Raw genomic sequence first — 1,201 nt, 5'->3', positions numbered from 1 at the left:
GAGCAGGGTCACGGGCCTGGGCGACGAGCTCTCGCGGGCACTGTCTGCGTGGCGATGGTCGTGGGCGGTGCACGACCCGGGCAAGATCATCTTGGATCTGGCGGTGTGCGTGGCCCTGGGCGGCAGGTGCCTGTCGGATGTGGCCCTGCTGCGATGCCAGGGGGAGGTCTTCGGGCCGGTGGCCTCCGACCCCACAGTCTGTCGGCTGGTGGGGACCCTGGCCGGCCACGTCGAGGCGGTCGAGGCCGCCGTGAACCGGGCCCGCACAGTGGTGCGGCAGCGGGCGTGGGCCCTGGCCGGAGCGGACGCCCCCACGGCTGGTATCTCGGCGGCCCACCCATTGGTGATCGACGTCGACGCCACCCTGGTTAATGTCCACTCTGACAAGGAGGGCGCGGCCCCGACCTTCAAGAAGGGGTTCGGCTACCACCCCCTGATCGCCTGGATCGACCACGGAACCGGCCAAGGGGCCGCCGGTGAGTGTGCGGTGATCATGCTGCGGCCCGGTAACGCCGGGTCGAACACCGCCGCCGACCACGTCGAGATCATCCGCCGAGCCCTGGACCAGGCCGGACTGGGACCCCGGCCCGGGCGGCGGTTCCTGGTGCGCATCGACGGGGCCGGAGGCACGAAGGAGACCATCGAGCTCCTCACCCGCCGGCGGGTGTCCTACAGCGCGGGGTTCACCCTGCCGGACCACACGGCGCAGATCTACGACACCATCCCCGAGGCCGCCTGGACCCCCGTGTACAACACCGACGGTGAGCCTAGACAGGGTGCGGACGTCGCTGAGACCCGCCGACCTGCTGGACCTGACCGCTTGGCCCAAGGGGATGCGGGTGATCATGCGCCGAGAGCGGCCCCATCAGGGCGCTCAGCTGCGCTTCGAGGACGTGGGCGGTTACCGGCTCACCGCCTTCGCCACCAACACAAAAGTGGGCCAGCTCGCCGACCTCGAGGTCCGCCACCGGCTACGGGCCCGCTGCCAGGGGACCGTATCCGCTGTGCCAAGGACACCGGGCTTGACCGCTTCCCCTTGCAGGGGTTCGCTCAGAACCGTATCTGGTGCCTGATCGTGGCCCTGGCCCGCCGGCCTGCTGGCCTTCTCCCAGCTGCTCGCCCTGGCCGACGCCCCCGCCCGCGCCTGGGAGCCCCGGACGATCCGGTTGCGGCTGATGGCCATCCCCGCCGTCATCGCCCG

1 protein-coding gene is annotated in these 1,201 nt (G+C 71.2%); it reads left to right on the top strand.

Features of this window, described 5'->3' with window-relative positions; all coding sequences use genetic code 11:
- Positions 1-1,201 (top strand): transposase (locus tag HMPREF3165_RS09045; RefSeq protein ID WP_256275243.1); only part of this gene is annotated, 1,201 nt, incomplete at both ends.

The organism is Actinomyces sp. HMSC08A09, assembly GCF_001807465.1.
Lineage (GTDB): Bacteria > Actinomycetota > Actinomycetes > Actinomycetales > Actinomycetaceae > Actinomyces > Actinomyces oris.
Note: the sequence above shows the minus strand (reverse complement) of the source record. Positions and strands in the feature narration are given on the sequence as shown.